This is a genomic window from Streptomyces saintjeani (assembly GCF_055409605.1).
The window spans coordinates 5,662,415-5,686,050 of the sequence record NZ_CP189624.1 but is presented as its reverse complement, the minus strand read 5'-3'; the positions used below and the strand labels follow the sequence as shown (position 1 = coordinate 5,686,050).

At 70.8% G+C, this 23,636-nt stretch carries 21 protein-coding genes; 7 read left to right on the top strand and 14 right to left on the bottom strand.

The window, feature by feature from the left end; genetic code table 11:
- The first annotated feature begins 27 nt into the window (after positions 1 to 27).
- A complete protein-coding gene (locus ACQCO7_RS25990; RefSeq protein WP_464074063.1) occupies positions 28 to 399 on the top strand; it encodes a holo-ACP synthase in 372 nt (123 codons plus the stop codon).
- A 12-nt stretch (positions 400 to 411) separates the two neighbouring features.
- On the opposite strand, the gene ACQCO7_RS25985 is transcribed toward ACQCO7_RS25990, so the two are convergent.
- From ACQCO7_RS25985 to ACQCO7_RS25975, 3 genes are all read right to left on the bottom strand, one after another.
- On the bottom strand, positions 412 to 1,920 hold the full coding sequence (locus ACQCO7_RS25985) for a vWA domain-containing protein (RefSeq protein ID WP_464074062.1): 1,509 nt from the start codon (positions 1,918 to 1,920) through the stop codon (positions 412 to 414).
- 8 nt (positions 1,921 to 1,928) lie between these two features.
- Positions 1,929 to 3,152, bottom strand: coding sequence for an AAA family ATPase (locus ACQCO7_RS25980; RefSeq protein WP_464074061.1), 1,224 nt, complete (start codon positions 3,150 to 3,152; stop codon positions 1,929 to 1,931).
- Positions 3,153 to 3,250: 98 nt separating this feature from the next.
- The gene (locus tag ACQCO7_RS25975; RefSeq protein ID WP_464074060.1) at positions 3,251 to 4,741 is read right to left on the bottom strand and encodes a hypothetical protein; all 1,491 of its coding nucleotides are present in this window, start codon (positions 4,739 to 4,741) and stop codon (positions 3,251 to 3,253) included.
- Positions 4,742 to 4,869: 128 nt separating this feature from the next.
- On the opposite strand from ACQCO7_RS25975, the gene ACQCO7_RS25970 reads away from it, so the two are divergent.
- Positions 4,870 to 6,309 (top strand): NAD(P)H-hydrate dehydratase, encoded by a 1,440-nt coding sequence (locus tag ACQCO7_RS25970; RefSeq protein WP_464074059.1) that lies wholly within the window; start codon positions 4,870 to 4,872, stop codon positions 6,307 to 6,309.
- 112 nt (positions 6,310 to 6,421) lie between these two features.
- Entirely contained in the window at positions 6,422 to 6,826 is a 405-nt protein-coding gene (locus ACQCO7_RS25965; RefSeq protein ID WP_409119258.1) for a hypothetical protein, read from the top strand.
- A 51-nt stretch (positions 6,827 to 6,877) separates the two neighbouring features.
- On the opposite strand, the gene ACQCO7_RS25960 is transcribed toward ACQCO7_RS25965, so the two are convergent.
- Positions 6,878 to 7,450 (bottom strand): TetR/AcrR family transcriptional regulator, encoded by a 573-nt coding sequence (locus tag ACQCO7_RS25960; RefSeq protein ID WP_464074058.1) that lies wholly within the window; start codon positions 7,448 to 7,450, stop codon positions 6,878 to 6,880.
- A gap of 74 nt (positions 7,451 to 7,524) precedes the next feature.
- Here ACQCO7_RS25960 and ACQCO7_RS25955 point away from each other — a divergent pair, with 74 nt between their 5' ends.
- Positions 7,525 to 8,211 carry an SDR family oxidoreductase gene (locus tag ACQCO7_RS25955; RefSeq protein WP_464074057.1) on the top strand — a complete coding sequence of 229 codons (687 nt, stop codon included), beginning with the start codon at positions 7,525 to 7,527 and terminating at the stop codon, positions 8,209 to 8,211.
- Positions 8,212 to 8,257: 46 nt separating this feature from the next.
- Here the strand turns inward: ACQCO7_RS25955 and glmS are convergent, their stop codons facing one another.
- From glmS to ACQCO7_RS25935, 4 genes are all read right to left on the bottom strand, one after another.
- Positions 8,258 to 10,105, bottom strand: coding sequence for a glutamine--fructose-6-phosphate transaminase (isomerizing) (glmS, locus tag ACQCO7_RS25950; RefSeq protein ID WP_464074056.1), 1,848 nt, complete (start codon positions 10,103 to 10,105; stop codon positions 8,258 to 8,260).
- Between the two features lie 111 nt (positions 10,106 to 10,216).
- The gene (locus ACQCO7_RS25945) at positions 10,217 to 11,242 is read right to left on the bottom strand and encodes a hypothetical protein (protein WP_464074055.1); all 1,026 of its coding nucleotides are present in this window, start codon (positions 11,240 to 11,242) and stop codon (positions 10,217 to 10,219) included.
- Positions 11,243 to 11,807: 565 nt separating this feature from the next.
- Positions 11,808 to 13,034: a hypothetical protein gene (locus tag ACQCO7_RS25940; RefSeq protein WP_464074054.1), complete on the bottom strand. Its 1,227-nt coding sequence runs from the start codon at positions 13,032 to 13,034 to the stop codon at positions 11,808 to 11,810.
- Entirely contained in the window at positions 13,034 to 14,215 is a 1,182-nt protein-coding gene (locus ACQCO7_RS25935; RefSeq protein WP_464074053.1) for a hypothetical protein, read from the bottom strand. The genes ACQCO7_RS25940 and ACQCO7_RS25935 overlap by 1 nt, the downstream gene beginning before the upstream one ends.
- A gap of 138 nt (positions 14,216 to 14,353) precedes the next feature.
- Between ACQCO7_RS25935 and coaA the strand changes: the two genes are divergently transcribed.
- The gene (coaA, locus tag ACQCO7_RS25930) at positions 14,354 to 15,343 is read left to right on the top strand and encodes a type I pantothenate kinase (protein ID WP_409119265.1); all 990 of its coding nucleotides are present in this window, start codon (positions 14,354 to 14,356) and stop codon (positions 15,341 to 15,343) included.
- A gap of 9 nt (positions 15,344 to 15,352) precedes the next feature.
- On the top strand, positions 15,353 to 16,288 hold the full coding sequence (locus tag ACQCO7_RS25925; protein ID WP_464074052.1) for a DUF389 domain-containing protein: 936 nt from the start codon (positions 15,353 to 15,355) through the stop codon (positions 16,286 to 16,288).
- A 518-nt stretch (positions 16,289 to 16,806) separates the two neighbouring features.
- Here ACQCO7_RS25925 and glmM read toward each other — a convergent pair.
- The 3 genes from glmM to rplM all read right to left on the bottom strand — a co-directional run bounded on the left by glmM (position 16,807) and on the right by rplM (position 19,481).
- Complete coding sequence (glmM, locus tag ACQCO7_RS25920; protein WP_464074051.1) at positions 16,807 to 18,165, bottom strand: phosphoglucosamine mutase; 1,359 nt, start codon at positions 18,163 to 18,165, stop codon at positions 16,807 to 16,809.
- Between the two features lie 292 nt (positions 18,166 to 18,457).
- The gene (gene rpsI, locus ACQCO7_RS25915) at positions 18,458 to 18,988 is read right to left on the bottom strand and encodes a 30S ribosomal protein S9 (protein WP_464074050.1); all 531 of its coding nucleotides are present in this window, start codon (positions 18,986 to 18,988) and stop codon (positions 18,458 to 18,460) included.
- A 49-nt stretch (positions 18,989 to 19,037) separates the two neighbouring features.
- A complete protein-coding gene (rplM, locus tag ACQCO7_RS25910; protein ID WP_464074049.1) occupies positions 19,038 to 19,481 on the bottom strand; it encodes a 50S ribosomal protein L13 in 444 nt (147 codons plus the stop codon).
- A 346-nt stretch (positions 19,482 to 19,827) separates the two neighbouring features.
- On the opposite strand from rplM, the gene ACQCO7_RS25905 reads away from it, so the two are divergent.
- Positions 19,828 to 20,709 carry a hypothetical protein gene (locus ACQCO7_RS25905; RefSeq protein ID WP_464074048.1) on the top strand — a complete coding sequence of 294 codons (882 nt, stop codon included), beginning with the start codon at positions 19,828 to 19,830 and terminating at the stop codon, positions 20,707 to 20,709.
- 28 nt (positions 20,710 to 20,737) lie between these two features.
- On the opposite strand, the gene truA is transcribed toward ACQCO7_RS25905, so the two are convergent.
- From truA to ACQCO7_RS25890, 3 genes are all read right to left on the bottom strand, one after another.
- Positions 20,738 to 21,604 carry a tRNA pseudouridine(38-40) synthase TruA gene (gene truA / locus ACQCO7_RS25900; RefSeq protein WP_464074047.1) on the bottom strand — a complete coding sequence of 289 codons (867 nt, stop codon included), beginning with the start codon at positions 21,602 to 21,604 and terminating at the stop codon, positions 20,738 to 20,740.
- Positions 21,605 to 21,743: 139 nt separating this feature from the next.
- A complete protein-coding gene (gene rplQ / locus ACQCO7_RS25895; protein ID WP_464074046.1) occupies positions 21,744 to 22,238 on the bottom strand; it encodes a 50S ribosomal protein L17 in 495 nt (164 codons plus the stop codon).
- 221 nt (positions 22,239 to 22,459) lie between these two features.
- On the bottom strand, positions 22,460 to 23,482 hold the full coding sequence (locus tag ACQCO7_RS25890) for a DNA-directed RNA polymerase subunit alpha (RefSeq protein WP_003966937.1): 1,023 nt from the start codon (positions 23,480 to 23,482) through the stop codon (positions 22,460 to 22,462).
- Between the last annotated feature and the right edge of the window lie 154 nt (positions 23,483 to 23,636).

Sequence of the window (23,636 nt, the reverse complement as noted above, 5' to 3'; positions counted from 1 at the left end):
GCCGGGGCGAACCCTAAAGTGCTCGGCATGAGCATCATCGGAGTCGGCATCGACGTGGCCGAGATCGAACGCTTCGCGGCGTCCCTACAGCGCACGCCGGGTCTCGCCGCGCGCCTCTTCCTGGACAGCGAACTCCTCCTCCCGAACGGCGAACGCCGGGGCCCGGCCTCCCTCGCGGCCCGCTTCGCGGCGAAGGAGGCGCTGGCGAAGGCGCTGGGAGCGCCCGGGGGGCTGCTGTGGACCGACGCGGAGGTGTACGTCGAGCCCAGCGGGCAGCCCCGGCTGCGGGTGAGGGGGAGCGTGGCGGCACGGGCCGAGGCGCTGGGGGTGACGGGGTGGCATGTGTCGCTGAGCCATGACGCGGGGGTGGCTTCGGCGGTGGTGATCGCGGAGGGGTAGGGGTGGGGCCGCTCACCCGATCTCCACCACCTTCGCCCACTCCGGCGGCCTGTCCGGGACGTACTCGGGGTCCGTCTCGCGCCAACTGCCCCGCCCCGTACGGGGGAAGAGGCCGACGACCGTGCGGCACGGGGGTTGGGGCGGCCACGGGGTCTGGCCGTCCGTCAGGGCCACCACCACGTCGGGGCGGGTGCGCAGGGCCGCCGTGAAGCCCGCGCAGAGGTCCGTGCCGCCGCCCCCGATCAGGGGGATGTCCTCCGCCCGGCAGAGGGGGTGGGCGACGTGGGCCGCCGCGTCGCAGGCCACGACCGTGACCAGGTCCCGGCGTCCGCCCACCGCCCGGGTGATCGCGGCGACTTCGAGGAGCGCGCTGCCGAGTTCCGCGTCGCTGACCGAGCCGGACGTGTCGATGACGACGGCGACGCGGGGCGGGTGGCGGCGGAGGCTGGGCAGGACGATGCCGGGGAGGGCGGACGCGCGGCGCGACGGACGGCCGTACGTGTAGTCCTGGCCCGCGCCCGCGCCGGAGACGGCGGAGCGCAACGCCGCGCCGAGGAGGCGCAGCCAGGGCTGGGGCGGGTGGAAGGCGTCTTCCGCCCAGCGTTTCCAGCCCTCCGGCGCGTCCCCGGGGCGGCCCTTGATCGCCTGGGCGACCCGGTACCGTACGGCGTCCCGCTGCTGCGCGGTGAGCCCGTCGGCACCGGCCGCGCCGAGGTCCCAGCCGCGCCGACGGCCGTCCGCGCCGCTGCCGCAGTCGAGCCAGGCGACATCGCTGTCGTACGTCTTGAGCTGGAACCGGCGCAGGTACTCCTCCATGAGGAGCCCCTCCGGCAGCTCCAGCCTGGCGGGCGTCACCGCGCCTTTCGGGCACTCCAGCCCGTCCCCGTAGATGTCGTCGTTGATCTCCATGTCCGCCGCGATGTTCATCCGCAGCCGCTCCCCCGGCCCGTCGAGCCCCCGCTCCTTCGCGAACCGGTCACCGCGCCCGTGATGGTCCCGCAGCAGATGCGACACCTCGTGCACCCACACCCCGGCCAGCTCCTCCACCGGCATCCGCTCCACGAACCCCGGCGACACGTAGCACCGCCAGTACCCGTCCACGGCCATCGTCGGCACGGTGTCCGACGCGACGACGTGCAGCGCGAAGAGCGCCGAGGCGAGGTAGGGCCGGGCACGGGCGGCTTGGAGGCGGGCGGTGTAGAGCTTGTCGGTGTCGAGGGGGCGGGGCGGTACGGGGGTGAGGACGCGAACTGGCGTTGCGGGCAGGGTGGTTGCCGGGGCCGGGGTGGGGGTGTGGTCCGGCGCCGGGGGCGGGCTCGTCGGGTGGCCCGGGGTACGGGGCTGGTCCGGCGTCGGGGTCGCCACCTGGTCCGGCGTACGGGCCTGGTCCGGCGTCGAGGTCACACCTGCCAGGTGGCCCGGCGTCGGGGGCACACCCGCCGGGTGACCCGGCGTACGAGTCCCGCTCGCCACCTGATCCTCCACCCGGCCCTGATCCGGCGCCGAAGCCACGCCCCCCATCTCCCCCCTCAACGCCCCACCCCCGCCGTCTCCTTGCCCTTCACCCGTGCCATCACCCGGTCCGCACCCCGCGACAGCTCCACCACCCCCGCCAGCCGCTCGATCTCCCCCGGCACCTCCCACTCCTCCTGCCGCAGCGAGGCCAGCGTCGTCGCCGGGACGACGATCAGGTCCGGTGCCCCCGTCTCCAGCGCACGCACCAGTACCGACCATGCCGAGTCCCACCGGGCCCGGGTCGGACGGTTGCGGACCGCCTCGACGACGCCGTCCAGGACGGCCTGGCGGAGGTCGCCCCGGCGGGGCAGCTCGGCGTTCATCGGGTCCGCGAGGACCGTTTCCGGGTCCGGCAGGTCCATGCGGTCGACGCAGGCGAGGAGTTCGAGGCCGGGCCCGTCGCCGACGGTTCCCCGGACGAGGAACGACAGCACCTCCCGGGAGGACCCCGCGGCCCGCGCGAACGCGATCAGCCGCAGCGCCATGTCCCAACTGCGCGGCGAGGGCCACGCACCGCCCCGCCGGGTCTCCGCGCTCGGCAACTGGTGCACCAGCTTGGGCCGCACCTCCAGCAACCCGCACACCGCGCGCCGCGCGTACTCGACCGCCTCGGCCAGCCGCCCGGCGTCGAGCACGGGAAGGCTCGCACGCGGCCACGTCCCGCCGAGCCCCCGCACGACGACCTCGTGATCGTGCGCCCACTGAAGGTGCACGAACCGGTTCGCGAGCGGAGCGCTCAGCTCCCACCCGTCCGCCGCCGAGGACCTCGGATTCGCGGCGGCCACGATCCGTACGCCGGCCGGCAGCCGCAAGGTACCGATCCGCCGCTCCAGCACGAGCCGCAGCAGCGCGGCCTGGACGGCGGGCGGCGCGGTGGAGAGCTCGTCCAGGAAGAGCAGCCCCTTCCCGGCACGCACCAGCCGGACCGCCCAGTCGGGCGGGGCCATGGGGACGCCCTGGACGGCGGGGTCGTCGCCGACGACGGGCAGCCCCGAGAAGTCGGAGGGTTCGTGGACGCTGGCGATGACGGTCGTGAGGGGGAGCCCGAGGGACTCGGCGAGCTGGTTGAGGGCGGCGGTCTTGCCGATACCGGGCTCGCCCCAGAGGAGGACGGGGAGGTCGGCGGCGACGGCGAGCGTCAACGCCTCCAGCTGCATGTCGGGGCGGGGTTCGGTACGAGTGTCGGAGAGGAGTGCCAACAGGTCGTCGGCGAGGGAGAGTTGGGAGTTTTCAGGCATGGGCGATCACCGTTTCGGGGAGAAGGGGTCCACTCGGACCGGAAAGGGAGGAGCTGAACAGCGGGGCGGGGCTTACTTCTCGGGCTTGCTTCTTGGGCTTACTTCTTGGGCTGAGGCCGCCGCGAGTACCGTCGAGGCCGGCGCCTCCGCCCGGTCCACCCCTCCCGCGTACGCTCGGGCGCGTCCTCGCTCAACCCCGCCCGGTACAGCCCGTACACGACCTGCCGCTCGGCCGCCTCCGCCAACGCGTCCTTGAGCGGGCCGTCCCTCAACACGGCGCCAGGACCGAGGAGTTCCTCCACGACGTCGAGCGCACCGGCGGTGTCCCCATGCTCCAGCCGCTCCCGGACGCCGGTCAGACAGTCGGGCCGACGGTGCGCCTCGTCGATAACACGCAGACAGGGCAAGGGAGTTCCGGTCAACGCCATCAACAGCTCCTCCCTGCGGAGCTGTTCGGGCGCGTGATCGAGCGGCGCGAGCACACCCCCGACGAAGCCGATACGGTGCCGCTCGCCCCGGCAGTCGACGAAGCGGTGCGATTGATCGGGCGGCGGGCCGGCGGGACGGGGGCACCCGGGAGCCAACGCGTCGGCGACGAGCGGATGCAGGTCACCGGCGTCGATGACACCCGCACGGAGGAGGACGAGGTCGGGGAGGGGGTGGGTGGAGGCGTCGGGGAGGAGGGGGAGGGGGAGGGTGCGCTGGGGAGGCGTGAACTCCCGTACGGAATGGGGCAGTTCGACGTACGAAGCGAACCCGCTCGGGCGGCCCGGCGATCCGGGGTACGACGCGAACTCGCTTGCGTGGCCCGGCGGTTCGACGCACGACGCGAACTCGCCCACACCGCCTGCCTGTTCGACGTGCGACGCGAACCCCCGCACCCCGCCGCCCGGTTCACCGTACCGCGCGAACTCCCCACCCCCCGGCGGCGGTTCCCGCGTATCCACCACCCTCCGCCGCCCACCCGCCCGCACTTCCACCGGCCCCGCCGGAAGCCCCTCGGCGTCCAGCAGGAGCGCGGCCTCGGCGAGCCAGCGGCGCGTCGCGTGCTGGTCGTCGGCGGACGAGCGTTCCGCCAGTTCACCGGCCCTGCGGGCGTCCCACAGATGCCGGTGCAGGTCGAGGCGGAAACGTCGGCTGGGGTGGGGGTGTGGATGGCGCCGGGCCATCGTGTCCCCGGCGAGATCGCCGTCCCACAGCGCGAGGCTCATACGCTGGCCCGCGTCCGCCCACGCGGGCGGCGTACGGACGACGAGCCACAGGGGCCGGCCGTCCGTGTCGTACCGGGCCAGCGGAATCGTCAGCGCGGGTCTCAGGAGGCCGTCCGGTGCGGTTCTCGGCATGTGCCAGCGCAGCAGATCGGGCGCGAAGTTCCTCAGATCCGCCCGGAGTCGAGCCACCGGTGCCGTGCCGTACGCCCGTTTCGCGGACCCGAGATCCAGGTCCACCTCCACGCGCGCCGCAGCGCAGGCGCCGGCCCAGTCCCCGGTCTCCCGGCGAGCGGTCGCGGTCTTGATCATGGCGGGCGGTACGGCGTAACGGCGTACTCGCGGCCAGAAGAGGGTGCCGTCCTTGAGGTGGTGTGCCATCAGCACTCACCTTGAGCGGACGGGGCCCCCAATCTCATGAGAGAAGAGGTAGTCATCGGAGGGATGGTAACCACGGGGCACGGCGGAGGCGCAAGGGGTTTTTCCCGGCGGCGAGGCAGACTTGGCCCATGCGTACTGCTTACCGCGTAGAGACCGTCCGCCAGGTCGAGGGCGAGTTGATGGCCCGCGTGCCCGAGGGGGCGTTGATGCAGCGGGCCGCCGCCGGACTCGCCGTCGCCTGTGGGGAGTTGATGGGGCGGGTGTACGGGCGGCGGGTCGTGCTGCTCGTCGGGAGCGGGGACAACGGGGGCGACGCGCTGTACGCGGGCGCACGGCTCGCGCGGCGGGGTGCGGGGGTGACGGCCGTGCTGTTGTCGCCGCTGAAGGTGCACGAGGGAGGGCTCAGCGCGTTGGTGCGGGCCGGCGGCCGGGTCGTCGGAACCGACGGCGCCGAACTCGCCGTCCGCAACGCCGACTTGGTCGTCGACGGGATCGTAGGCATCGGCGGCCGGGGCGGGTTGCGGGAGGACGCCGCGCAAGTCGTCCGCGCCGTCGAGGAGTTCCGTGTCCCCGTCGTCGCCGTCGACCTCCCCAGCGGCGTCGACGCGGACACCGGCGAGGTGCGCGGCGCGGCCGTCCGCGCCGACCTGACGGTGACGTTCGGTACGCACAAGCCGGGCCTGCTGATCGACCCCGCACGGGAGTACGCCGGGGTCGTCCGCCTCGTCGACATCGGCCTCGACCTGCCCGAGGAGCCCGCCGCCGAGGCCCTCCAGCACGCCGACGTCGCCCGTCTCCTCCCCCGGCCCGGCGCGTCGAGTGACAAGTACAGAAGGGGAGTTGTCGGCATCGCGGCGGGTTCGGGGCGCTACCCCGGCGCCGCCGTCCTCGCCGTCGCCGGGGCGCTGCGGGGCGGCGCGGGAGCGGTACGGTACGTCGGCCCCGCCGGGGACGCGGTCCTCGCGCGCTTCCCGGAGACCCTGGTCACGGACCGGGGCCCGAAGAACGCGGGCCGCGTCCAGGCGTGGGTGACGGGCCCGGGCGCCGGCGACGACGCGGGCCCGGTCGCGGAGATCCTCGCCCTGGACGACGTCCCCGTCCTGATCGACGCGGACGGCCTGCGCCTGGCGGACGCGGCGACGGTACGCCGCCGCACAGCACCGACCCTGCTCACCCCGCACGCGGGCGAGGCGGCAGCCCTCCTGGGCATCTCCCGGGACCAGGTGGAGGCCGAACGCCTGTCAGCGGCAAGGGAGTTGGCGTCCCGCTACCAGGCGACGGTCCTCCTCAAGGGAGCGACCACCCTGATCGCCAACGCAACAGGCACCGTACGAGTGAACCCGACAGGCACCCCCTGGCTGGCGACCGCCGGCAGCGGCGACGTCCTGTCCGGCCTGACGGGTTCCCTCCTGGCAGCGGGGCTGTCACCCCTGGACGCGGGAAGCGTGGGCGCGTACCTGCACGGCCTGGCGGGGAGGTACGCGGCCGAGGGCGCGCCGACGACGGCGTACGACGTGGCGGAGGCGTTGCCGGGAGCGTGGCGGGACGTGAGCGGACGCGGCGCGTAAGAGCCTGTACGCGGCCCTGGACGCTTCGCCAATCAAGCGTGGACGCTCCGCCAACGACAGCCGCCCTCCCCTCCCGGGATAGTCGTGCCCTTCACACCAACGGGAGGAAACCATGAAAGCCGTAAGAAACGCCTCACTCGTCGCCGGGCTCGCCCTGACCGCCACGATGGGCCTCTCCACCCAGGCGCAGGCGTCCGCCAACAGCGGCTGGGTCTACACCACCAACCGCAGCGGAGCCGCGTTCTTCGACGCCGACCTCAACGGCCAGCCCGGCATCGAGAAGCTCACCGTCTGCGACAACAAGTCGGACGGGCGCGGCATCAGGGCCCAGGTCTACGGCAACAACAACGGCACGAGCGTCTGGCTCATCCAGTCCGACCCGTCCAACGACGGCCACTGCGCGTCGATCGAGGGCAACTACTACATCGAGGAGACCCCCGTCACCGTCATCGTCTACGAGTACTGGGGCGACAACACCAACGACGAGGGCAAGGGGGTCGGTACGGGCATCGCCTGACCGCTCCGCGTCGCGCGCCGGACGGGTACGGCTCCGGCGCGCGACCCCGCCTCACCGCGCCGCCTTCACCACCAACCCCGCCAGCTCACGGCTCGCCGTCTCGTCCAACGGCGCGTGATCCAGCATCAGCCGGTACCACAGCACCCCGTACACCGTGTCGATCAGCAACTCCGGGTCCACGTCCGCCGCGATCTCCCCCCGGACCGCCGCCCGGTCCAGCAACTCCCGCAGGACCGCCCGGCGGCTGAACAGGAACCGCTCCCGGAAGGCCGCCGCGAAGACCGGGTCGAGCAGGGCCTGGGCCATCAACCCCACGAGAACGGGACGGTGATGGCTCTCCCGGAACGTCGCGGACAGGAACGCCCCGAGGTCCGCCGCCAACGACCCCTCGTCCGGGACGGGAATCCGCTCCTCCACGCGGTCGAGGAGCGCGTCGAGGACGACGTCCGCCTTCGACGGCCACCAGCGGTAGATCGTCTGCTTCCCCACCCCCGCCCGCGCGGCGATCCCCTCGATGGTCAGCGCGGCGAACCCGTGCTCCCACAGCCCCTCCATCGCCGCCGCGAGCACCGCCCCCCGCGACTCCGCACTGCGCGGCCTGCCCGGCCGTCGTTCACCCGTCATACCCACCACTTTACAAGACGCCACGTCTCGATATAAAAACGAGACGCCACGTCCCGAAAAGAAGGTGCACTGTCATGCGTGTTGTGATCATGGGCGGAACCTCCGGCATCGGCCTCGCCACGGCGAAGGCGCTCGCGGCGGACGGCGCGGAGGTGACCGTCACGGGCCGCGACGCCGCAAGGCTGGATGCCGCGCGCGACATCCCGGCGACGGCGGTACGGCTGGACGCCACCGACGAGACCGAGGTCGCGGAGTTCTTCACCCGGACCGGCCCGATCGACCACCTGGTCCTCGCGTTCAGCCCCGGCGCGGTGGGCCTCGGCCCCCTCGCGGACGTCGAACTCGCCGACGTCCGCGCCGCGTTCGAGGGCAAGCTGTTCCCGTACCTGTCCGCGATCCAGCGGGCCGAGGTCACGGGCTCGATCACCCTCCTCTCGGCGGCCACGGCCCGCTCGGCCCTGGCCGGCACGACCGCGCTGGCCGCGGTGAACGGCGCGATCGAACGCGCCGTCTCCCCCCTGGCCACCGAACTCGCCCCCGTCCGCGTCAACGCGGTCTCCCCCGGAGCCGTCGACACCCCGTGGTGGTCCTTCCTCCCGGACGACGCCAGGCAGGCCCAGTTCAAGGCGGCGGCGGACACGGTCCCGGCGGGCCGGGTCGGCGACCCGACGGACGTCGCGGCGGCGATCCGCTACCTGATCGGCGCGGAGTACGTCACGGGGTCGGTCCTGCCGGTGGACGGCGGAATGACGGTCGCCTGACACCCACGAGGACGGCCCGCCGGACTCCCCGGCGGGCCGAGACCCCCTACTCCACCGTCACCGACTTCGCCAGGTTCCGGGGCTGGTCCACCTCGTTCCCCCGCGCCGTGGCCAGCTCACACGCGAACACCTGCAACGGCACGGTGGCGACCAGCGGTTGAAGCAGCGTCGGCGTCGCGGGAATCCGTACGAGATGATCCGCGTACGGCACCACCGCCTCGTCCCCCTCCTCCGCGATGACGATCGTCCGGGCCCCCCGCGCCCGGATCTCCTGGATGTTGGACACGATCTTGTCGTGCAGCACGGACCGCCCCCGGGGCGAGGGCACGACCACGACGACGGGAAGGTCGTCCTCGATGAGGGCGATCGGCCCGTGCTTCAACTCCCCCGCAGCGAACCCCTCGGCGTGCATGTACGCCAACTCCTTGAGTTTCAGCGCCCCTTCCAGCGCGACGGGGTATCCCACGTGCCGCCCGAGGAACAGCACCGTCTTCTTGTCGGCCAGCGACCGCGCCAACTCCCGTACGGGCTCCATCGTTTCGAGCACCCGCTCGACCTCCCCGGAGATCCGCGCGAGGTCCCGTACGACGGCCCGGATCTCGTCCCCCCACTTCGTGCCGCGCACCTGCCCGAGGTACAGGGCGACGAGGTAGCAGGCGACGAGCTGCGTCAGGAACGCCTTGGTGGAGGCGACGGCGACCTCGGGCCCGGCGTGCGTGTAGAGCACGGCGTCGGACTCGCGGGGGATGGTCGACCCGTTGGTGTTGCAGATGGCGAGCACCTTGGACCCCTGCTCGCGGGCGTGCCGCAGCGCCATCAGCGTGTCCATGGTCTCCCCCGACTGGGAGATCGCGATGACCAGCGACCGCCCGTCGAGAATGGGGTCCCGGTACCGGAACTCGCTCGCCAGCTCCACCTCGCAGGGAATCCGCGTCCAGTGCTCGATCGCGTACTTCGCGATGAGCCCGGCGTGGAAGGCGGTCCCGCAGGCGACGATGACGACCTTGTCGACCTCCCTCAACTCGGAGGCGGAGATCCGGACTTCGTCGAGCACGAGCGACCCGGCGCCGTCGATCCGCCCGAGCAGCGTGTCGGCGACCGCCTTCGGCTGCTCGGCGATCTCCTTGAGCATGAAGTAGTCGTACCCGCCCTTCTCGGCGGCGGAGGCGTCCCAGTCGACGTGGTACGGGCGGACGGCGGCCGGCGCCCCGTCGAACCCGGTGACGGTCACCCGGTCGCGGCGCAGCTCGACGACCTGGTCCTGCCCCAGCTCGATCGCGGAGCGGGTGTGCGCGATGAACGCGGCGACGTCGGACGCGAGGAACGCCTCCCCCTCGCCGACCCCCACGACCAGCGGCGAGTTGCGCCGGGCGCCGACGACGACGTCCGGCTCGTCCGCGTGCACGGCGACCAGCGTGAACGCGCCCTCCAGACGCCGGCACACGAGCCGCATCGCCTCCGCGAGGTCCGCGCACCCCGAGAACTCCTCGGCGAGCAGGTGCGCGACGACCTCGGTGTCGGTCTCGGACGCCAACGCGTGCCCGCGCTCGGCGAGTTCGGCCCGCAGCACGGCGAAGTTCTCGATGATCCCGTTGTGGACGACGGCGACGCGGCCGGCGTTGTCGAGGTGCGGGTGGGCGTTGGCGTCGGTCGGCCCGCCGTGCGTCGCCCACCGCGTGTGCCCGATCCCCGTCCCCCCGGCCGGCAACGGCTGGCGCACCAGTTCCTTCTCCAGATTGACGAGCTTCCCGGCCCGCTTGGCGGCGGCGAGCCCCCCGTCCGCCGGCACGGCCACCCCGGCCGAGTCGTACCCGCGGTACTCCAGCCGCTTCAGTCCCCCCATCACGACATCGAGCGCCGACCGAGACCCCACGTATCCCACGATTCCGCACATGCGCGGCAGCCTAAGCCGGTTCGAGCGCCGAAACAGGGTCCAGCGTGCCCGATATCGGAAATTCCCGCCAGGTTTTCGCACCCCGGCGGGAACAGACCTCCCGAGACCGCGTTACGACGAACGCCGCCGCCGTACGACGAGTGCGCCGCCCGTCAGGACCAGCGCACCCGCACCCGCCGTGAGCCCGGCCACGGGGAACCCGGCGCCGGTCGCGGCGAGCTGGCCCCTGCCGCCCGCCGGGGACGGCATCGACGACGGCGAGGCGCTCGGTGTCGGGGTGGGCTTCGGGGTCGGTGTCGGTGTCGGTGTCGGCTTCGGGGTCCCCGGCTTCGCGATCCTGAACACCAGCTCGGAGCTGTCGTTCGCCCGGTTCGGGTCCAGCGGGCTGCTCGTGTAGAGGCCCGCCGGCACCCGGTACTCCTTGCCGGCGGCCTTCTTCGGGAACTTCCAGGTGAAGGCGAACTTCAGCGTCTCGCCGGGCGCGAGGTCCCGGAAGACGTCGCAGATCAGGACACCCGGGTCGGCCCAGCACGGCGGGTACCCGGGCGCCTTGGCGGGCCAGTAGTCGAAGCCCATCCAGAAACTGACCGCGTCGAGCGGCGCGGCCCCGGGGCCGTGGTTGGTGACGGTCACCTCGGTCAGCACCTCCTGGCCCACCTTCACCGGCCCCTTGGGCGCCGTCGTCCACTCGACCCCGAGGTCGGCGGGCACCCGGACGGTGACCTTCGCCGACGCGACGTTGTCCTCCGGCGTACTGTCGACCGCGTCCCCGATGTCGGCGGTCGTGGTGAACGCCAGCTCCGTACCGGGCGCCACCCCCACACCGACCTTGACCTGCACGTACACCGACAACAACTCCAGCCCCCCGGCCGGCACACAACTGACGCTCCGCCCGTCGGCGGACGGCTTGCAGACCCCGTTGCTCGCGTTGTCGAGGTCCTTCACGTACGTGACCCCGGCGGGCAGCTTCAAGGTGAGCCCGAGCTTCGTGACGCTCCCCTTCTCGACATCGGCGATGGCCCGGACACCCAGCAGCCTGCCGGGTGCGATGAAGGGGGAGTCGGGATAGAGCCGCGATACGACGTCGACGGGTGCGGACGCGGTACCCGACCCGGCCCCGGCACCGGGAGCGGGCACAGCATCCGGCGCAGGACTGGGCAGCCCATCGGCCGAGGGCGAGGCACCCGACTCGGGCGCAGACGAACCACCGGGCGCGGGCACGGGCGCACCACTCACCCCAGGCTCAGGCACACCACCAGGCACAGGCACGGGCTCAGCCCCTGCCTCAGGCGCGGACCCGGCGCCCGCCCCAGGCTCAGACACACCACCGGGCTCAGCCCCCGCCCCAGGTGCCGGCGCCCCACTCGACGCCTCCCCCGCCCGGACCTCGGCCCCGGCAGACTCGGCCCCCGCACCCCCCTGCCCCGCCCGCTCCGCCCCGGGCGCGGTACCCGCCCCAGGCACTGGCGCGCCACTCGACGCCTCCCCCGACCCGAGCCCCAGCACCGACTCCGCCCCGGCCGACCCTCGACCGGCCCCGACCGACCTCGCCGACTCCACCCCGGACCCAGCAGACCCCGGCCCACCCCCGTCCGCCGCCCAGGCTCCCGCCCCCGTCCCCGCCAGTAACGCCAACGCCGCCGCGCCCGCCGCAACGGCCGCGCGTCCCCCTCGTACGGACATCTCGCTCCTCCCCAGTTCTCTACCGGTCGTCCAGAGCGCGTCGTCGCGCCCTGGTCCCTACGACGGCGAACAGCGCCCCGCCGAGGACGACGAGGCCCGCCGCACCCCACAGCACCGGCACCGCGCCCCCGCCTCCGGTGGACGCGAGACTCCCCCCGCCCCCGGCGGCCGAAGGCGCGGGCGCGGGTCGCGAGGAAGGCGTGGCGGACGCCGACGGTGTGGGCCCGGCCGAAGCCCCCGGCTTCACGATCCTGAACACCGCGTCCGCATGGTCGTTCGCGGCGACGGGATCGTGCCGGCTGGCCAGGTACAGCTCACCCCGCATCCGGTACGTCGTCCCCACCGCCTTCTTCGGGAACTTCCACGTGAACGTGTACGAGAAGGTCTCCCCCGGCGCCATGTCCCCCGCCCGGTCGCAGATGATCACCCCGGGATCGGTCCAGCAGGGCGGATACCCCGGCGCGCTGGTGGGCCAGTAGTCGAACCCCGGATAGAACTTCACGGTCCCGACCCGCGAGATCCCGGGCCCGTGGTTGGTCACGGTGAACACGGTCTTCACCTCCGTCCCGGCCGCGACGGGCCCCGACGGCGTCATGCTCCACTCGACCCCGACATCGGCCTTCTCCATGACGGTGACCGTCCAGTCGAGGCTGTTGTTCGCGGGGTTGGGATCGACCGTGTCCCCGATGTCCGCGACCGCCGTGAACTTCAGGCCGGTCATCGGCGGCAGACCGTCATCGGCCTTGACCTTGATCTTCGCCATGACCTGCTTGGTGTTCCCGTCATCGGCGAGACAGGTCAACGTCCGCGCCCCGGACGGCGTACAGGTCCCGTTCGTCTGCCCGGCCGTGTTCCCCTCGTACGTCACCCCCTCGGGCAACGTCAGCTTCAGCGCGAGCCGCGGCGTCGTGTCGAAGAGGTTCTCGGCGATGGCCCAGATCCCGAACGACTCCCCGGCCCAGATGGTCCCGAGGTCGGGCCACATCCGGGTGGTGGCGTCGATGTGAGGCTCGGCCCGCCCGACCGGCGCGGACGCGGACGGCGACGGCGACACGGACGGCGCCGGTCCAGCCGTACCCGTCCCGGACGGCGACGGCGTACCCGGCCCCTCGGGCGGCGAGGAAGACGACGACGGCGAGGGAGACGGCGACACCGCACCCCCCTCAGCCCGCGCCACCGGCCCCGCGACCAGCGACACCACCGCCACCCCGGCCGCCACGGCGCCCCACCCTCTCCGCCCGAGCATCACCGCACCCGCCTCCGCCTCTGCACGAGAACGAACAGCGCACCCCCGACGACGACCATCCCGACGGCCCCGCCCAGCACCTCGGGCCCGACCCCGGCACCGGTGGACGCGAGGTTGCCGCCACCGCCGAGCCCCGACGGCACAGGCGCGGGCGTGGGCGTGGAGGTCGGCGTGGGAGAAGCGGAGACGGAGGCGGAAGCGCTGGGTGTCGGCGTCGGCGTACCGGACACCTTGCCGATCTTGAAGACCAGCTCGTCGCTGTCGTTGGCGCGGACCGGGTCGTCGGCGTCGTCGAAGAGGGTCGAGCCCGACACCTTCAGCGTCTTCCCGGCGCTCTCCTCGGGGAACCGCCACTTGAAGACGAAGGTGCGGCTCTCCCCCGGGGTGAACCCCGCCTCCCACTCGCAGATCCAGTGGTTGGGGTCGGCCCAGCAGGGCAGCCCGGGTGACTCGTACGGCCAGATCAGCAGGCCGTAGGCCGACATCTCCACGCCCCCGGGCCCCCGCGAGGTCCGGTCGGAGTGGTTGGTGACGACCAGCTTCGTCGTGACCGACTCCCCCGGCTTCACGGACGTCTTCGGCGTGAACCACTTCACCCCGAAGTCGGCCCCCGTGCGCACCTGGAGAGTCGTCGAGGCCGTGTTGTCGGCCGGGTTCGTGTCCGGCTCGTCACCGGTGGAGGCCGTGGCGGTGATCGGCAGGTCGGTGCCGGGCTTCACATAGTCGCCGACCATCATCTGGAGCCGGTACGACAGCTCGTGCGCCGGGGTGTACTGCGACGTACAGGTCACGGTCCGCTTGTCGGCGGAGTTCGCACACTCCTCGGTCTCGTCGTGGTCCGACTGGTCGGAGAAGTACTCCAGCCCGGCCGGTATCCGGAAGACCGCCGTCAGCTCGGCCGGCGCCCCGCTGACGATCGCCGCCTTGGCCGTGAGGAAGACCCGGCTGCCGGGAGCGACGTCCCCCGGCGGGAAGCCGATCGACATCCGCACGTCCACGGGAGCGGCGGCGCCCCGCGCGGACGGCGATCCCGACGGCGACGGCGATGCCGAGACGGACGGCGATACGGACGGCGACGGCGATGCCGTCTCCGCCCCGGCCCCCGTCACCCCGACCGCCCCCAGCAACACCGCCACGGCCCCCACCGCGAGCCCTCTCCCCACGCCTGGCCCACCACGCATACCGCCGCCCCCTCATCTCCCATGCAGCCCGAAGTGCCCCGTTGGACAGCCGGCACACAGCAACGGTTGTACGCGACTTCGCCCCCGGCGTGACGGACCCCACCCCCCGCCCCGTTCAAACTCCGTTAACAATGGACTGTGATCTCTCCGGTCTCCCCGATCCCCCGGAGCGCCCACCGGCACAGGCCGGAGGCGACTCCCTACCTCGACCTCACCCGCTCCGAGTGGAGCGCGCTGCGGAACAAAACCCCCCTGTCCCTGACAGCGGAGGAGGTCGAGAAGCTGCGCGGCCTCGGCGACGTCATCGACCTGGACGAGGTGCGGGACATCTACCTCCCGCTCTCCCGCCTCCTCAACCTGTACGTCGGTGCCACGGACGGCCTGCGGGGCGCGCTCAACACGTTCCTGGGCGAACGGGGTTCCCAGTCGGGTACGCCGTTCGTGATAGGCGTCGCCGGTTCGGTCGCCGTAGGAAAATCCACCGTGGCCCGCCTCCTCCAGGCGCTCCTGTCCCGCTGGCCGGAACACCCCCGCGTGGAGCTGGTCACGACGGACGGCTTCCTCCTGCCCACCCGCGAACTGGAGGCCCGGGGCCTGATGTCCCGCAAGGGCTTCCCGGAGTCGTACGACCGCCGCGCCCTGACGCGCTTCGTCGCCGACATCAAGGCGGGCAAGGACGAGGTGACGGCCCCCGTCTACTCCCACCTCATCTACGACATCGTCCCGGGCGAGAAACTGACGGTCCGCCGCCCCGACATCCTCATCGTCGAGGGCCTCAACGTCCTCCAGCCGGCCCTGCCGGGCACGGACGGCCGTACGCGGGTCGGGCTCGCGGACTACTTCGACTTCAGTGTGTACGTCGACGCCGCCGCCGACGACATCGAGCGCTGGTACCTCAACCGGTTCCGCAAACTCCGGGCCACCGCCTTCCAGGACCCGGACTCGTACTTCCGCAAGTACACGCAGGTGTCCGAGCCCGAGGCCCTCGACTACGCCCGCACCCTCTGGCGCACCATCAACAAGCCCAACCTGCTGGAGAACATCGCCCCCACCCGTGGCCGTGCGACCCTGATCGTCCGCAAAGGCCCCGACCACAAGGTCCAGCGCCTGCACCTGCGCAAACTCTGAAAGCCGCCGATGCTGCACCTGCGCCTCATCACCCCGCCCGACACCACGGACGACGCGGTCCGCCTCATCGAGAAGACGGTGGGCGCCACCCACCTCGTCGTCCTCCCCGGCGCCGCCCGCAACCCCGCCGGTGACGTCGTCCTGTGCGACGTCGCCCGCGAGGCCGGCGACGGGCTCCTCACGGCCCTCCAGGACCTCGGCCTCGACCGCACGGGTTCCATCGCCGTCGAGAACATCGACCTCTCCCTGTCCCTCCGCGCGGACAAGGCGGAAGCGGAGGCGCCGGGCGAGGGGGCGGACGCGGTCCTCTGGGAACACCTCACCGACGCGACCCACGAGGAGTCGACCCTCTCCTGGACGTACGTCGCCTTCCTCACGCTGGCGACGATGATCGCGGCGTGCGGGGTCGTGCTGGACAACGCGATCCTCATCGTCGGCGCGATGGCGGTGGGCCCGGAGTTCGGCCCCCTCGCGGCGCTGTCGACCTCGATCGTCCGCAAGACCCCACGCCTGGCGCTCCGCGCCCTGACCGCCCTCCTGGTCGGCTTCGCCGTAGCCATGACCCTGACGGTGGCCTTCAGCTGGCTCATGAACGCGGCGAACCTCTTCCACGAGTCCGACCTGGAGGGCACCCGCCCCAACACGGCCTTCGTCTACGCCCCGGACGCGTTCAGCTTCGTGGTGGCCCTCCTCGCAGGAGCAGCAGGCACCCTCTCCCTGACATCAGCGAAATCGGGCGCCCTGGTAGGAGTGGCCATCTCGGTAACGACAGTCCCAGCAGCAGCAAACGCGGCAGTAGCCCTCACCTACAACGACCCCAGCCAAACCTGGGGCTCAACGCTCCAACTCCTCCTGAACCTCTTGGGCATCGTCCTGGCGGGGGTGGCAACGCTGCTGGTACAGAAGTGGCTGTGGAGGAGGCAAGGAGTGGGCGGGGGAAGGTAGCCAACTGCGGGCACGCCGTGGCTGATCGCGCAGTTCCCCGCGCCCCTGAAAGACTGGGTGCGGACCGGCGGTCAGCTGCGAGCAGCGAAACACATACATGTGCGGCTACCACCGCACACCCAACCATCGAACAGCACCGCGTTTTTAGGGGCGCGGGGCTGTACCCATGTGCGGCTACCACCGCGCGGGCACGAGCAACCACGACACCCCCGCACCCAACCACCGGCCCGCACCCCGTCTTTCAGGGGCGCGGGGCTGTACCCATGTGCGGCTACCACCGCGCGGGCACGAGCAACCACGACACCCCCGCACCCAACCACCGGCCCGCACCCCGTCTTTCAGGGGCGCGGGGCTGTACCCATGTGCGGCTACCACCGCGCGGGCACGAGCAACCACGACACCCCCGCACCCAACCACCGGCCCGCACCCCGTCTTTCAGGGGCGCGGGGAACTGCGCGACCAGCCACGACGGACCCGCACCCCGCCGCGCGCAGCCCCACCCCTCCCGAACCCGGCACCTACCCCAGCGCCGACTTCACCGCATCCGCCAACCGCGACGCCACCGACTGCGCCTGCCCTTGATCCGCCGCTTCCACCATGACCCGAACCAACGGCTCCGTACCGGAGGGCCGCAACAGAACCCTCCCCGTCGCCCCCAGCTCCCGCTCCGCCTCGGTGACAGCCGCCGCCAGCTCCGCCGACGTGGACACCCGGGACCGATCGACATCAGGAACGTTGATCAGAACCTGCGGCAGGCGCTGCATGACACCAGCGAGGTCGCGGAGAGACTTACCGCTGGAGACCACACGTGCCGCCAGCATCAGCCCCGTAAGCGTCCCGTCCCCCGTCGTCGCATGGTCAAGAATGATGACGTGCCCGGACTGCTCCCCCCCGAGCGCGTACCCATGCTCCTTCATGGACTCCAGCACATACCGATCCCCCACAGCGGTCTGCACGAGAGACAGCCCCTCCCGCTCAAGCGCGAGCTTGAACCCGAGGTTGGACATGACGGTAGCGACAACGGTGTCGGCCCGCAGAACCCCCCGCTCCCGCATATCGAGCGCGAGCACGGCAAGAATCTGATCCCCGTCGACCTCCTCCCCGGTGTGATCGACGGCAAGACACCGATCCGCGTCCCCGTCATGCGCGATCCCGAAATCAGCCCCGTGGGAAAGAACCGCGTCCCTGATCTTGGAGAGGTGGGTGGACCCGTACCCGTCGTTGATGTTGAGCCCATCAGGCTCGGCACCAATGGTGACAACCTCGGCGCCCGCGCGGGAGAACGCCTCCGGCGACACCCGAGCGGCAGCGCCATGCGCCTCGTCGAGGACGATCTTCAGCCCGTCGAGCCGATTGGGCAGCACCCCGATGAGATGGGCGACGTACCGATCGAACCCTTCGTCGTAGGAACGGACCCGCCCGACCCCGCTCCCCGTGGGCCGCGACCAGGGCTCGCCATGCCGATGGCCCTCGTACACGGCCTCGATCCGATCCTCAAGATCGTCCGCAAGCTTGTGCCCGCCACGGGCGAAGAACTTGACCCCGTTGTCGGGCATGGCGTTGTGGCTGGCGGAGAGCATCACACCGAGGTCGGCGCCAAGCACACCCGTGAGATACGCCACGGCAGGAGTGGGCAGCACCCCCACCTTCAGCACATCCACACCCGCACTGGCCAGCCCCGCGACAACGGCCGCTTCGAGAAACTCCCCGGACGCCCGAGGATCCCGCCCGACGACGGCGGTGGGCCGATGCCCCTCGAACGTACCCGCCTCGGCAAGCACATGAGCAGCCGCGACAGACAGACCGAGCGCCATCTCGGCCGTCAGATCCGCGTTGGCCACCCCACGCACGCCGTCGGTACCGAAGAGTCGTCCCACTTGTCCTCCTGAGGAAGCGTCACTTACGGAGATCATCCGATCACATGAGCCTATGAGCGTCTTGTGCCGTTATACGCCCAAGGCAGCAATAAACGAATGCCCCGACAGCACGGGCGTGCCGCCGGGGCATTCGGACAAGCGATAAAGGGCAGGCAGCAAAGCTGCCACCCGGGGATGGCGGCGAAGCCGCCACCTGAGGGGCGCGGGGCTGTGTTCGATCTGCGGCTTCCGCCGCGCGGGCGCGACCAGCCACAGCCGGACCGGCAGACAAACCCGGCGCCCCCGGCGGAGCCTAACGCTTGCTGTACTGCGGAGCCTTACGAGCCTTCTTCAGACCGGCCTTCTTGCGCTCGACCGCACGGTCGTCACGACGCAGGAAGCCCGCCTTCTTCAGCGCACCACGGTTGTTGTCGACGTCGGCCTCGTTCAGCGCACGGGCGACACCGAGACGCAGCGCACCGGCCTGACCGGAGACACCGCCCCCACCGATACGCGCGATGACGTCGTAACGGCCTTCGAGCTCAAGAACCTTGAAGGGCTCGTTGACTTCCTGCTGGTGCACCTTGTTGGGGAAGTAGTCCTCAAGGGTGCGACCGTTGATCTTCCACTTGCCGGTACCCGGAACGATCCGGACACGGGCGATGGCGTTCTTGCGGCGGCCCAGGCCGGCGGCCGGCTGGGGGTCACCGAAACGACCCGCGAGGGACTCGGAGGTGTAGTCACCCTCCAGGACGACCTCGGACTCGGTGGTGTAGCTCTCGATGTCGACGTTCTCGATGTCGACGTCGTTGTCGAGCGGCTGCTCGGCGGTGGTCTCAGCCACGGTGTTTCCTCAGCTTCTCTTGGCTAGTGAATGGTCTGCGTGGCCGGAATTACTGCGCGACCTGGGTGATCACGAACGGCTGCGGCTGCTGCGCGCCGTGCGGGTGCTGGTCACCCCTGTAGACCTTCAGCTTCGAGAGCATCTGACGGCCCAGCGTGTTCTTCGGGAGCATCCCCTTGACGGCCTTCTCGATGGCCTTCTCCGGGTTCTTGTCCAGCAGCTCGTCGTAGCGGACCGAGCGCAGACCGCCCGGGTAGCCGCTGTGGCGGTACGCCATCTTCTGGGTCCGCTTGTTGCCGGAGAGGTGCACCTTGTCGGCGTTGATGATGATGACGAAGTCACCGGTGTCGACGTGGGGCGCGTAGATCGCCTTGTGCTTGCCGCGCAGGATGGAGGCGGCGGTGCTGGCGAGGCGGCCCAGGACGATGTCCTGGGCGTCGATGACGTGCCACTGGCGAGTCACATCGCCGGGCTTGGGGCTGTACGTACGCACTTAGCAGCCTTCTTCTTCAGGGATGGGGTGCTGACACATGGCATCACTGAAGCGATCGTGCAGTTGGGGACGACAATGGCCGGGAACACTGCCCGTATGCCGCCCACTGGAAACTGCTCCAGGGAACCTAGGTAAGGCTCTCTCGCGTGAAAACGAGGAAGCCAATACACAACGACTAGCCAGCGTACCCGGGCTCCCACGGGCGGGTCAAAACGAGCTCTCCCGCCCCTGCCCGCCCCCTCCCTGGGAACTGCCTCACACCCAAACACGACATCTACGGGTGAGTGGGTTTCAAAGCTTCCCGAGGCCGCCCCACCGGTGTGTCGCCCCGTCTAGGATGCGGCGCATGAGCTATGGGCAGGGGGGACCTCCGTCCCAGTGGGATCCGTGGAAACCGAACTCCCAGCAGCCGTGGAACGGTGAGAGCACCGGCCCGAGCGGCCCCGACTGGGCCGCCCTCGCGGAGTCCTCGGAGAAGCGCAACAAGCGCAAGCGGATCTTCCTGATCGGCGGCGGCGCCGCGGCGACCGTCGCGATCGGTACGGCCGTGGCGATGGCCGTGGTCTCGGCGAACGGCGGCGCTACGGCGAACAAGCCGACGTCGTCCCTGCCCGCGGCCGGCGGCGACCTGCCGAGCGCCTCCTCGGCACCCTCCTTCGCGCCGACGACGGCCCCGCCGCCGCTGAACCCGAAGGAGTTCATCTCGGACAAGGCGAAGGACACGGCGCCCAACGGCCCGCACCTCCTCTTCCCGGGCACCCAGGTCACCCTCACGGGCGGCACGTTCCGCAAGGGCCCGTCCGCCGACAGCCCCGCCTGCGACACCGGCTCCCAGGGCTCGCTCCCGAAGGTCCTGAAGGACAACGGCTGCACCCGCCTGATGCGCGTCACCTACGTGAAGGACGGCATAGCGACGACGGTCGGCGTGGCCGTCTTCGACACCGAGGCACAGGCCCTGAAGGCGAAGAAGGACGCGGACGACAAGAGCTTCGTGAAGCCGCTGGCCGGCAACGGCATCGCCGCCTTCTGCAACGGCGCGATCTGCCGCTCGACCACCAACTCCTACGGCCGGTACGCCTACTTCACGGTCTCGGGCTTCACGAACGGCAAGAACGTCACGAAGACCGACACGGCCGTCTTCACAGCGGGCGACACCCTCGCGGAGTTCACGTTCCAGCAGATCAACCGCCGCGGCGAGACCCAGGCGTCAGCGGCGGCCACGTCGTGACCGCACACCGAGACGTCCGAGATCTTCATCACGTCCGGGAAGACCGACCGACGTGCACCACCCCCCGCACCCGACGGGCCTGCACCTGCCTCTCCGCAAGCAACTCGTCCGCCGGGTAAGCGACTTCCTCCAACGTCAGCCCGTTCGGCCGTACCACGTGTACGGCGCTGTCGCGCACCCCGGCGTCCAACACCCGCCGGGGCCACCCCGCGTCCCGGTGCCCGTCCCCCACGAACAGCAACGCCCCCACCATCGACCGCACTTGGTTGTGACAGAAGGCGTCGGCCCGCACCTCGACCTCGACCACCCCGTCATCCCGCCGCCGCACCCCGAAGTCGAAGATCTCCCGCACGGTGGAAGCACCCTCCCGCTTCTTCGCGTAAGCGGCGAAGTCGTGCTCCCCCACCAGTGACTTGGCGGCGGCATCCATCACGGCGACGTCCAACGGCCAGTCGTGCCACAGCACATGACTCCGAAGCAGCGGATCGACCCCACCGGCCTGATCCCCCACGCGATACACGTACCGCCGCCACAGAGCCGCGAACCGTGCGTTGAACCCCTCCGGAGCCTCAGCAACCCCCCACACCCGCACGTCCTTGCTCAACCGCCCGGCCAGCCGCTTGAGCAGCTTCTCCCGATGCTCCCCCCACACAGCATCCGGCAGATCGACATGAGCGACCTGCCCCCGAGCATGTACCCCGGCATCGGTACGCCCCGCAACCGTGAGGTCGTACCCGACCTCCCCGGACCGCGTCACAGTCCTGAGCGCATCCTCAACCTCCCCCTGAACAGTCCGCTTCCCCCCGGCCTGCTTGGCCCACCCATGAAACCCGGAACCGTCATAGGAAAGATCAAGCCGAACCCGCACGAACCCGGCCTGCACGTCATCACTCACGGCAAGTTCCTCTCACCCAAACAAAAGCGGGCCTGCTCCTATTAGGAACAGGCCCACCCGACTTACCTAGGGGCGCGGGGAACTGCGCGAACAACCACGACGAAGCCGCAGCCGCCCGACAACAGCCCCCGGCAGACGCTTACGCGTCCTTCGACTCCTCGGCCGACGCCTCAACAACCTCGGTCTCCTCGACCTTGGTCGCAGCAGCCTCGTCCGCCTCCTTGACCGCACGCTTCGTCGCGGCCTCGGCCTCACCCGTCGCCTGCTGCGCAACCGTCAGCGCCTCGACCAGCTCGATGACAGCCATGGGCGCGTTGTCGCCACGACGGTTACCGATCTTGGTGATACGGGTGTAACCACCGGGACGGTTCTCGTACCGCGGACCGATCTCGGTGAAGAGCGTGTGGACGACGCTCTTGTCCGTGATGACCTGAAGCACCTGGCGACGGTTGTGAAGGTCACCCTTCTTCGCCTTGGTCACCAGCCGCTCGGCGTACGGCCGCAGCCGCCGCGCCTTCGCCTCGGTCGTGGTGATGCGACCGTGCTCGAAGAGCGACTTGGCAAGGTTCGCCAGAAGCAGCTTCTCGTGAGAAGCGCTACCACCGAGACGGGCACCCTTGGTGGGCTTGGGCATTTCATTCTCCTGAGGTGTCTGCCCCGGCCGTACGAGGTACCGGGGTCAGTATCCGAGCGGACGGTCGCCCGTCGGAGATCCGAGCGAAGCTCGGAGTCAGGGGCGCGGGGAACTGCGCGATCAAGCACAGCGCACCCGCACCCAAGCACGAACCGGATGGCCCGAGCTCTTAGTACTGCTCGATCTCCACGTTGAGATCCTCTGGGGCGAACCCCAGCCACTCAGTACTGCTCGGTCTCCACGAAGCCCGCATCCGCGTCATCGTCGGCGCCGAAGGCGTCAGCCGCGGCGGTCGGGTCGAACCCGGGAGGCGAGTCCTTCAGCGCAAGCCCCATACCCGCGAGCTTGGCCTTGACCTCGTCGATGGACTTCGCACCGAAGTTACGAATGTCGAGAAGGTCGGCCTCGGAGCGCGCAACCAGCTCACCCACGGAGTGGATGCCCTCACGCTTGAGGCAGTTGTACGACCGAACCGTGAGCTCAAGCTCCTCGATCGGCAGCGCCAGATCAGCGGCGAGGGCGGCATCCGTGGGGGACGGCCCCATGTCGATGCCCTCGGCGTCGATGTTCAGCTCACGGGCGAGCCCGAACAGCTCGACCAGCGTCTTACCGGCGGAGGCCATGGCGTCACGGGGACGCATCGCCTGCTTGGTCTCGACGTCCACGATCAGCTTGTCGAAGTCGGTGCGCTGCTCGACACGAGTCGCCTCGACCTTGTACGTGACCTTGAGAACCGGCGAGTAGATCGAGTCGACCGGAATACGCCCGATCTCCTGACCGACCTGCTTGTTCTGCACGGCGGAGACGTAACCGCGGCCACGCTCGACCGTCAGCTCCATCTCCAGCTTGCCCTTGCCGTTGAGCGTGGCGAGGACGAGGTCGGGGTTGTGCACCTCGACACCGGCCGGCGGCGCGATGTCGGCGGCGGTGACCAGACCCGGGCCCTGCTTGCGCAGGTACATCACGACGGGCTCATCGTGCTCGGAGGAGACGACGAGCTGCTTGATGTTGAGGATCAGGTCGGTGACGTCCTCCTTGACACCCGGCACGGTGGTGAACTCGTGCAGGACGCCGTCGATACGGATGGACGTGACCGCCGCACCCGGGATCGAGGAGAGGAGCGTACGACGCAGGGAGTTGCCGAGGGTGTAGCCGAACCCCGGCTCCAGCGGCTCGATGACGAACCGGGAGCGGAACTCGTCGACGACCTCTTCGGTCAACGAGGGACGCTGAGCGATCAGCATGTGGTGAATCCTTCAGTTGTGGGCGCCCGCTATTTGACGCCCGACTCTGTACTACAAGGGTACGGGCGATACGACCCGAAGGAGTCGTACCGCCCGAAAACCTCAGACCAAGCAGCCGTATGTCAGATCAGACGCGACGGCGCGGTTCACCTCC